Source organism: Stenotrophomonas sp. STEN083 (genome assembly GCF_056759195.1).
On record NZ_JBRRCU010000057.1, the window covers coordinates 22,095 to 30,724 of the forward strand.

An 8,630-nucleotide genomic window follows, 5' to 3' on the forward strand; every position below is an offset into this window, starting at 1 on the left:
CCAAGCACTAAATCCGAAGAGCCAGAGCCCCCTTTAGTAAAGGGGGCGCGCCGACAGGCGCGGGGAATTGGAGGGCAGAGGCCCGGGGCCCAAAGTTTTGCGCTGCAAAACTTTGGGGCTTTCATCGCCCGCCAGGCGATGAAAGCGGCGGAGCCGGCCGATAAGCCGGGTTTTGTCGTGGACAGTCATTCCTCTAGGCGCTACGTCACCGTAACGCTCAAGCAACCTACCCGGACCCGACGCGGGCCACGCCATTAGGTCCCTATTTGGTCTTGCTCCAGGTGGGGTTTGCCGTGCCGGTCTGTTACCAGACTCGCGGTGCGCTCTTACCGCACCATTTCACCCTTACCACGCGCCCGAAGGCCGTTCGGCGGTATCTTCCTGTTGCACTTTCCGTCGGCTTGCGCCGCCCAGGCGTTACCTGGCACCTTGCCCTGTGGAGCCCGGACTTTCCTCGGCATTCCCGAAGGAATGACGCGACTGTCTGGCCGACTCCGCCGCGCGTATTGTCGCACGTCCAGCACCACACCGGCCGATCATTTCATTCAGCTGCAAGCAGTTGGTAACGCAGCGGTCGCACGCCGTCTTCCGTGAACGACAACAACCAGCCTTCATGCAGGATGTCGATCTGCTGGAAGTCCGCATGTGCGCCGCTGTCCACCAATTGCCGCGACAATTCATCCAACGCCGCCAACGCCCAGCTGCGCAGCACCGCCGGATCGGCGTCTTCGACGAAAGCCACAGCCGGCAACGGCCAGTTGTCGTACAGCAACAACACATTGCGCGACTGGCGGGCGTAGCCCGGCTTGTGCAGCACCTGGCGCTTCTTCTCCACCGCCCAGCGCATTACTTCCACCCATAGCCGTTCCGGCTCATCGCCAGACCACGGGCTACCCTCATACGTGTCAGCCAATAACTGGCGCAGCAGTGGGCTATCCCATTCGGCGCGCGCTTCTTCAGCGCGATGCTGCGCCACGGGTCGCACCCAGCCGGAGTTGATGCCGTTCAACTTGGCCTGCACCTGCTTGAAGGCCTCCGGCACCACTTCCATGCATTCCACGCCGACCCGTGCATTGCCGGTGTCCAGCATGAAATCCGGGCTTTCACGCTTGCTCACCCGCAGCGGATAGACCAGCTCCGACGCCCAGGCGGTCAACCAGCGCACCATCATCCAGCGCTCGCGTTGGGTCTTGATCTCGGCCCCTGTGCCGCCCGCCAACGGATGCTCGCGCAGGTCGAGTTGCTGGCGCAGGCTGGCGGCATCAGCCGCCGCCCACATCGCCTCAGTCGTTGCTGCCCTGTCCATACAAAGCCTTGCGCGGCGCGCCGCTCAGTTCGGCCGCCAGCTTGGCGGCAGTGGAAGGCGGCAGGTGTTCATTCAATTTGGCGTACAAGCGGCGGCCTTCGGCGATCTTGGCTTCTTCGTCATCGCCTGCACCCTGCACCATCACCACGAACTCGCCCTTGCGCTGGTTATCGTCAGCCAGCACCTTGGCCAGCAGCTGATCCAGATTGCCATCGAGCACGGTCTCGAACAGCTTGGTCAGTTCGCGCGCCAGCACTGCCGGGCGCTCTCCACCAAACGCGCCGGCCATGTCGGCCAGCGATTCGGCAATGCGATGTGAGGATTCGTAGAACACCAAAGTGCCGGTTTCAGCGGCCAACTTGTTCAAACGCTCGCGCCGGGCCGCGCCCTTGGCCGGCAGGAAGCCTTCAAACACGAAGCGATCGCTGGGCAGACCGGCCACGCTCAAGGCGGCAATTGCCGCACAGGCGCCTGGGATTGGACTGACCTTGACCCCAGCCGCGCGCGCAGCGCGCACCAGCCGGAAGCCCGGGTCGCTGACCAGCGGCGTGCCGGCATCGCTGACCACCGCCAACGATTCACCGCCCAGCAAACGCGCCACAACGCGCTCGGCCATCGCTTCTTCGTTGTGGTCGTGCAGCGCCACCAGGGGTTTGCTGATGCCGAAATGCGATAGCAACTGACCGGTATGACGGGTGTCTTCTGCGCAGATGGCGGCCACCGAACGCAGCACCTCCTGCGCACGCGGACTCAGGTCGGCGAGGTTGCCGATCGGCGTGGCAACGACATACAAAGTGGCAGCAGCAGTACTCATCATCGGTATTTCCGTGGGCCAAGGGTAGAATCGTACCGTTTCCCCCGCCCGGCACTGCCGCGCCCTGTCGAACGGACCTTAAATGAACAAGCCAGTCGCACGGATTTCCGCCCTGTCATTGTCGATGCTGCTGTTCGTCGGCTGCGCCACCACCAGCGTTGCCCCGACCAGCTCCCCCGCCCAGCAGGCCGCCATCGCCCTGCTTGAACAAGGCAAACCGCGCGACGCCGCACAGCAGCTGGAAGCCCAGGCCGCGCTGGTACGCGGCGCCGGCAAGAGCTTGCTGCTGGCCGATGCCGCCTTTGCCTGGCAGGAGGCCGGTGACAGCGCGCGTGCACGCATGCTGATGGCACAGGTGCAGCCGCGCCAGCTGTCCGGCGCCACCCGCCAGCGCTTCAACCTGCTGCAGGCCGAACTGGCGTTGAGCGACAAACAGCCGGCCACCGTGCTGCAGGTGCTGACCGAGAACCCGGCAGCGCTGCCGGCACCGCTGCAGGCGCGCTGGTACCTGGCCCGCGCGCAGGCGCTGGAAGCCAGCGGCGACGCCTTTGCCGCCGCCGCCGAACGCGCCCGCGGCGGCACCCTGCTCAGCGGCACGGCCCGCAATGACAATCAGCGTGCCATCACCCGCCTTTTGGCCGGCCTGAACGACGCCACCCTCAGTAGCCGCGCCGCCGCGCTGCCGGTCGGCGACCCGCTCTACAACCACGCTGGCCGCGCGCTGATCGGCCGTGGCCTGCCGCTACCGCGCCCGTTCGACCGCGACACCGCCTCGCAGCTGGATACCAGCAAGCGCCCGGCCGCCGATGCCGACGGCTACCGCCCGCCGGTAAAGATGGCGGTGCTGTTGCCACTCAGCGGCAACCTGGCTGCCGCTGGCGCTTCGGTTCGTGACGGCCTGCTGGCCGGCTACTACGGTGAAAGCCGCCGCCGTCCGTCGATCGACTTCATCGACACCAAGGGCACCGCCAGCGGTGCCGGCGCAGCCTATGACAAGGCCGTCAGCAACGGCGTCGACTTCATTGTTGGCCCGCTCGGCCGCGACGAGGTTGACGCGCTGTTCCACCGCAGCGAACTGCCGGTTCCCCTGCTCGCCCTGAACCGCGGCAAGGACACGCCGCCGCCGGGCAGCGCAGCTTTCTCGCTGGCGCCGGAAGACGATGGCCTGATGGCCGCCGAGTACCTGCTCGGTCGCGAGCGCCGCAATGTGCTGGTGATCGCCAGCAGTGACGATGCTGGCCGCCGCTCCAGCGGCGCCTTCAAAGAACGTTTCAGTGAACGCGGCGGCAAGATTGCCGCGACCATCAATGTCGGCGAGGTGCCGGCCGACATCACCGCACAACTGCGCCAGGCGACCGGCATCGACGCGATCCTGCTCGCGGTCAAGGGCAACCAGGCGCGCGTACTGGCACCGCAGCTGGCCTTGGCCGGTTTGAGCGGCGTAAGCCGTGTCGGCACCTCGCAGCTGACCGCAGGCACTGGCAAGGCCGAAGACGACGTCGCCCTGGATGGCATCGCCTTCCCGACCGAGGCCTGGAGTAGCCGCGGCGTTGCCGGCCTGCCTGCAGCCGCGGCGGTCGCCACCACGCTGCCGACCGCCCGTGGCGGCGCCGGCCGTCTGTTTGCCTTCGGCTACGATGCTTGGAAGATCACCGCCTATATGGAGAAGCTGGCCAACAGCACCAGCGGCGGCCTCAGCGGCGCCACCGGCACCCTGCATCTGGACGGTTTCGGCAACGTGCTGCGCACCCCGGCCTGGTCGACCTTCAGCACTGGCCGCCCGGTCGCCATCGGTGATGGGCGCTGAGCAGAACGAACGCGGTGCAGCGGTGGAAGCCGCTGCCCGCGCACTGCTGCAAAAATCTGGCCTGCAGTGGCGGGCCAGCAACGTCCGCTTTCGCGGCGGCGAGCTGGATCTGGTGATGTACGACCGCGAAGCAGCCAGCCTGGTCTTTGTCGAAGTACGTTACCGCCGCTCCGCCCAGTTTGGTGGCGGCGCTGCCTCCATCGATGCCAGCAAGCGCCGCAAGCTGGTCCGCGCTGCCCAGCTCTACCTCAATCAACACCCCGCGCTGGCCAACAGCCCCTGCCGCTTCGACGTGGTTGAAGCCAGTGGCGAACCGCCGCGCCTGAACTGGATACGCGACGCCTTCCGCGCCGACGACTGCTGATGCCAAGCATATTCACCCATGCCGCGATCCCACTTGCACTGTGGTGTGCCAGCGAGCGCGGGCGCGTTTCCACGCGCCTGCTGGGTGCTGGCGTTGCCGCAGCGATGCTGCCCGATGCCGATGTGCTGGCCTTCGCCCTGAATATTCCCTACGCAGATAGCTTTGGTCATCGCGGCGCCAGTCACTCACTGTTGTTTGCCACCCTGTTGGCGGCCCTTGCAACCGCATTCGCCATGCCATTGCGCGCCAGTCGCCAGCAGGCCTTTGCATTCGTCTTGATCTGCGCCTTGTCGCATCCTCTGCTGGATGCACTGACCTCCGGCGGCCTCGGTGTCGCACTGTGGTGGCCGTGGAGTGAGCAGCGTCTGTTCGCACCGTGGCGGCCAATCCGCGTGTCGCCTTTCGCCAACAATTTCTTCAGCGCACGCGGCCTGCAGACCGTGCTGTCCGAGCTGCGCTGGGTATGGCTGCCGCTGCTGGTGGCAGTGGTCGGCTGGAAGATGGTTCAATCGCCCCACGGTTGGCGCCGCCGCGCCGACGACTGAGCCACCGGGGGAAACCATGCGCCACCGCCTGCTGCAGTCTTCCAGACTGCTGTTGTCCTGCTGCCTGTTGCTGCTGTCAGTTCAGTCATTCGCCGCTGCTATCCCTACCGCCGGCGAATTTCCGCCCCCGGTTGCACTTGGCAAGAACCTGCCGGGCGAAGTGGTCGAGCTGCAGCAGCGTCGTGGCAAGGTGGTGATCATGACCTTCTGGGCGAGCTGGTGTGGCCCCTGCATGCGCGAGCTGCCGGTGCTGGCGCATATGCAGAGAGTGATCGGCAAGGATGCGCTGGAGGTCATCGCAGTGAACTGGGACGAGCCGCGCGCGCAGGTGGTGGGCTTCGCCCGCCGCAACCGGAAGCTCGACCTGGAATACGTACTCGACAGCAAGGGCAAGGCCGCCGAGGCCTATGGGGTGAAAGCCATCCCCTTGATGTTCGTACTCGACCAGGAGGGCCGCATCAACGCGGTTCATCAGGGTTATTCAGAGCAGGCGCTGCCGGGGATTCTGGAGCAGGTACTGGCCCTGCTGCCAGAAAATGTACGCATGCGGCCGGCACAGAACAGCAACACCGACGGCGGCGGATGACACGGCCTAGAATGGGCGGGTGAACACGCCCCTTTCCGACGCATTCAAGCACACCCTGTCACAGCTGCTGGGCGATGACTGGCGCACCGACGCCACCTCGCTCGCAGCCCACGCGCAGGACAACTCTTGGCGACATGCCTTGCCACAAGGCGTGGCCCTGCCAAGCACACGCGAACAGGTTCAAGCCATCGTCCGCGCCTGCCGCGAACACGGCGTGCCCCTGGTCGGTCGCGGTACCGGCACCGGCACTACCGGTGCTGCAGTGCCCACGGCCGGCGGCATCGTACTGTCCTTCGCGCGCATGAATCGCATCGTCGCGATACAACCCGGTGATCGCTGTGCGGTGGTCGAACCCGGCGTCCTCAACGGTGACCTGCAACAGGCCTTGATGCCGCATGGCCTGTTCTGGCCACCGGACCCTTCCAGCGCGGATATCTGCAGTATCGGCGGCAATCTGGCCTGCAATGCCGGCGGCCCACGCGCGGTGAAATACGGCACCAGCCGCGACAACGTGCTTGGCCTGGTTGCGGTCACCGGCACCGGCGAGCTGATTCAATGCGGCGGCGCCTATACCAAGGATTCCACCGGCTACGACCTCACCCATCTACTGGTCGGCAGCGAAGGCACGCTGGCGCTGATTGTTGAAGCCACGCTCAAGCTGACCCCGCGCCCGCGCAGCCAAGCCGGTCTGCGCGTGCTGTACCGCGATGCCGAAGCGGCCGCTGCTGCCGTATCGCGGGTGATGGCACAGCCGGTGACGCCGACCACGCTGGAATTCATGGATGCACGCAGCCTGCAGTTGTTGCGTCACAACGGCGCGCAGGTACCAGAAGCCGGCGCGATGCTGTTGATTGATGCCGATGGCGACGAAGACACCCTGCCCTATCTATTGAATGCCTTGGCCGAAGCAGCTGAAGGCGACGGCATGCTGGCGCTGGATGTGGCCACCGATGGCAGCGCGCGCGACAAACTGTGGGCAGCGCGCCGCGCCCTGTCGCCGGCGCTGAAGACCATCGCGCCAGGCAAGATCAATGAAGACGTGGTGGTGCCGGTGTCGCAGATTCCGGCGCTGGTGGAAGGCGTGCAGCAATTGTCAGCGCAGGCGGAGCTGCCGATCGTGACCTTTGGTCATGCCGGCAACGGCAACCTGCACGTCAATATTCTTTATCACCCTGACGATGCCGACGAGAACGCGCGTGCGCACGCGGCTTTGCCGAAGGTATTTGCATTGGCGCTGGAGTTGGGCGGCACCTTGTCTGGGGAACACGGCATTGGCCTGGCCAAACGCGACTTCATGACGCAGGCGTTTTCTGCAGGTACCTTGGCGACGATGCGTGCGATCAAACAGGCGCTGGATCCGGACGGAATCCTCAATCCGGGCAAGGTGTTGCCGGAGGCGTAGGATCGAGCAGTCTGGCTTTTGCAGGAGCGGCGTAAGCCGCGAAGCTGAAGATTTCTCAGAGCTCGACGAAACTGCGGCCTGGGACTGCAGTGGCTTCGCGGCTTACACCGCTCCTACAACAATCGAAAGAGCAGGCTCAGGCGATCGCTTCGGCGTAGCGGCAGGACAGCAGCGCCTTGATCAGGAAATCGACTTGGCTGGTCTCGCGGGCGTCCACCCACATCACCGGCAGGCGGTGACCTTCGCCGACCAGGGCATTGCGGAACTCGCTGAAGCTGAAATCAGGCTCACGGTCCTGGCAGGTCACGCCTACGGCGAAACAGGCATCCGGTGCCAAGGCACGGAAACGCTCCAGCAGTGTCAACGTACTTGGCAGCGCGCGCGGGTTGAGTGCGCTCACAAGTACGATCACGCCGATTGCACCTTCGGCCACGATCGGCCACATGAAGTCCAGGTAGGCCTGGCCCGGCACGCCATAGACATGCAACAGCTCACCATCGCCCAGCTCAATGGAGCTGTAGTCCAGCGCCACCGTGGTGTGCGATTTATCTTCGAATGCTTCCAGCGCAGCATCGTCGCTGATCGGCATTTCAGTGCTGATCGGTTCCATGTCCGAGATAGACCGGATCGCAGTCGTTTTACCCGCACCCATTTCACCGACAAAAACCAACTTGGTTGCCATAGCCGTCAGACCTGAAGCCCCTTGGAAAAATTGAGCCCGAATCGCTTGGCGATACGTGTGAAGAAACCGGACACCTTGTTGCCAGAACCCTGCGCGGGAGCAAGCTCGGCGCCACTGCCATCAAGCAGCCCAGTACAGGCCGCCGCGGCCATGATACGGGCAATATCATCCAACGACGTACCGGTCGCCTGCGCCAATTCGCCCGGCTGCCACGGTCGGATCATCATCGCCGCCATTGGCAGCAGCCACTGCACCGGCAATTTCCCGGTTTCCACCTCGGGCCAGCCGCGCAGCTGGCATGGGTTTACGGTCTCCCGCTGCAACAAGGGCTCAGGCGCAAGCGCCGCCGCCTGCCAACAGAAGTCCTCGAATGCATGGGCACTGACCGCATCGGCCATGCTTTCGTCCACCGCTTCGTTACTGCCCAGCAAGGACAAGGTCCAGCCCGGTTCGGCAGCGGCCTTCAAGAAGTTTTCATAGGGCAGATCACGCAGCAGGGTTACCCGCGTCTGCGTGGCATCGATCAGCAGCTTGACCAGGCCCAAATGCAGCACACTGGGCTTGCCCTTGCTGTCGCCAAGGCTACGGAACAGCGTGCGTGGCTTGAAGCGCTCGCCACTGTTGTCCGACGCCACCAGCAACTGTCGTAGCTGCTGGAAAATATCGCGGACGCTGGCGCCATAGGCCACGCCCGGAATAGTCAGACCCGACAGCATCGTGCGCGTGACCGCCAACACCGGCAAGCCCTGCTGATTGGCTTCGCGCAGCAACTGCTGGCCGTTGCTGTCATCAATGCATGCCACCAGCAGATCCACCTGTTGGTGATTCCACTCCTGCACCTCAGCCTGGATGTACTCGGCCATCAGCAACGAGCTGGCAACCTTCAGCCGCATCATGTGCAGGACATCCAAACCCTGGCAGCCGATCACGGCGGCAGAGATTTTGCGGGCGGGTGCACTCATGGTGTCGATCAAGTCTGTGAGTCGAAGCGCTACCGGCGTGGGGGGGGGGGGGGGGGGGGGGGGGCGCGGGCCCGGGCCGCGGGGGGGAGGCGGACGCGGGGGGCGGGCGGGAGCAGGGGGGGCGGGGGCCGCCCGAGGGGGGGGCGGGGCGGGGGGGGCGGG

General features: G+C 65.1%; 9 protein-coding genes and 1 other RNA gene. 5 read left to right on the top strand and 5 right to left on the bottom strand.

The features are described from left to right. Positions 1-145: 145 nt before the first annotated feature. The 3 genes from rnpB to rsmI all read right to left on the bottom strand — a co-directional run bounded on the left by rnpB (position 146) and on the right by rsmI (position 2,120). Positions 146-496: RNase P RNA component class A (rnpB, locus tag ACVOK8_RS15100), an RNA gene on the bottom strand. 45 nt (positions 497-541) lie between these two features. Then, positions 542-1,306: a hypothetical protein gene (locus ACVOK8_RS15105; protein WP_481567543.1), complete on the bottom strand. Its 765-nt coding sequence runs from the start codon at positions 1,304-1,306 to the stop codon at positions 542-544. Next, entirely contained in the window at positions 1,284-2,120 is an 837-nt protein-coding gene (gene rsmI / locus ACVOK8_RS15110) for a 16S rRNA (cytidine(1402)-2'-O)-methyltransferase (RefSeq protein ID WP_481567544.1), read from the bottom strand. Before rsmI ends, ACVOK8_RS15105 begins: the two co-directional genes overlap by 23 nt. A gap of 82 nt (positions 2,121-2,202) precedes the next feature. Between rsmI and ACVOK8_RS15115 the strand changes: the two genes are divergently transcribed. From ACVOK8_RS15115 to ACVOK8_RS15135, 5 genes are read left to right on the top strand one after another with little or no spacing between them, the layout of a single operon-like run. Beyond that, positions 2,203-3,927, top strand: coding sequence for a penicillin-binding protein activator (locus ACVOK8_RS15115; RefSeq protein ID WP_481567545.1), 1,725 nt, complete (start codon positions 2,203-2,205; stop codon positions 3,925-3,927). Then, positions 3,917-4,291: a YraN family protein gene (locus ACVOK8_RS15120; RefSeq protein WP_481567546.1), complete on the top strand. Its 375-nt coding sequence runs from the start codon at positions 3,917-3,919 to the stop codon at positions 4,289-4,291. Before ACVOK8_RS15115 ends, ACVOK8_RS15120 begins: the two co-directional genes overlap by 11 nt. Continuing rightward, positions 4,291-4,836, top strand: coding sequence for a metal-dependent hydrolase (locus ACVOK8_RS15125; protein ID WP_481567547.1), 546 nt, complete (start codon positions 4,291-4,293; stop codon positions 4,834-4,836). Before ACVOK8_RS15120 ends, ACVOK8_RS15125 begins: the two co-directional genes overlap by 1 nt. A 16-nt stretch (positions 4,837-4,852) precedes the next feature. After that, complete coding sequence (locus ACVOK8_RS15130; RefSeq protein WP_481567548.1) at positions 4,853-5,422, top strand: TlpA disulfide reductase family protein; 570 nt, start codon at positions 4,853-4,855, stop codon at positions 5,420-5,422. Positions 5,423-5,441: 19 nt separating this feature from the next. Next, on the top strand, positions 5,442-6,824 hold the full coding sequence (locus ACVOK8_RS15135) for an FAD-binding oxidoreductase (RefSeq protein WP_481567549.1): 1,383 nt from the start codon (positions 5,442-5,444) through the stop codon (positions 6,822-6,824). A 136-nt stretch (positions 6,825-6,960) separates the two neighbouring features. On the opposite strand, the gene ACVOK8_RS15140 is transcribed toward ACVOK8_RS15135, so the two are convergent. Together ACVOK8_RS15140 and ACVOK8_RS15145 are read right to left on the bottom strand one after the other, a co-directional pair. After that, positions 6,961-7,515 carry a GTP-binding protein gene (locus ACVOK8_RS15140; RefSeq protein ID WP_481567553.1) on the bottom strand — a complete coding sequence of 185 codons (555 nt, stop codon included), beginning with the start codon at positions 7,513-7,515 and terminating at the stop codon, positions 6,961-6,963. Then, complete coding sequence (locus ACVOK8_RS15145; RefSeq protein ID WP_481567550.1) at positions 7,512-8,468, bottom strand: hypothetical protein; 957 nt, start codon at positions 8,466-8,468, stop codon at positions 7,512-7,514. The genes ACVOK8_RS15140 and ACVOK8_RS15145 overlap by 4 nt, the downstream gene beginning before the upstream one ends. Positions 8,469-8,630: the final 162 nt, after the last annotated feature.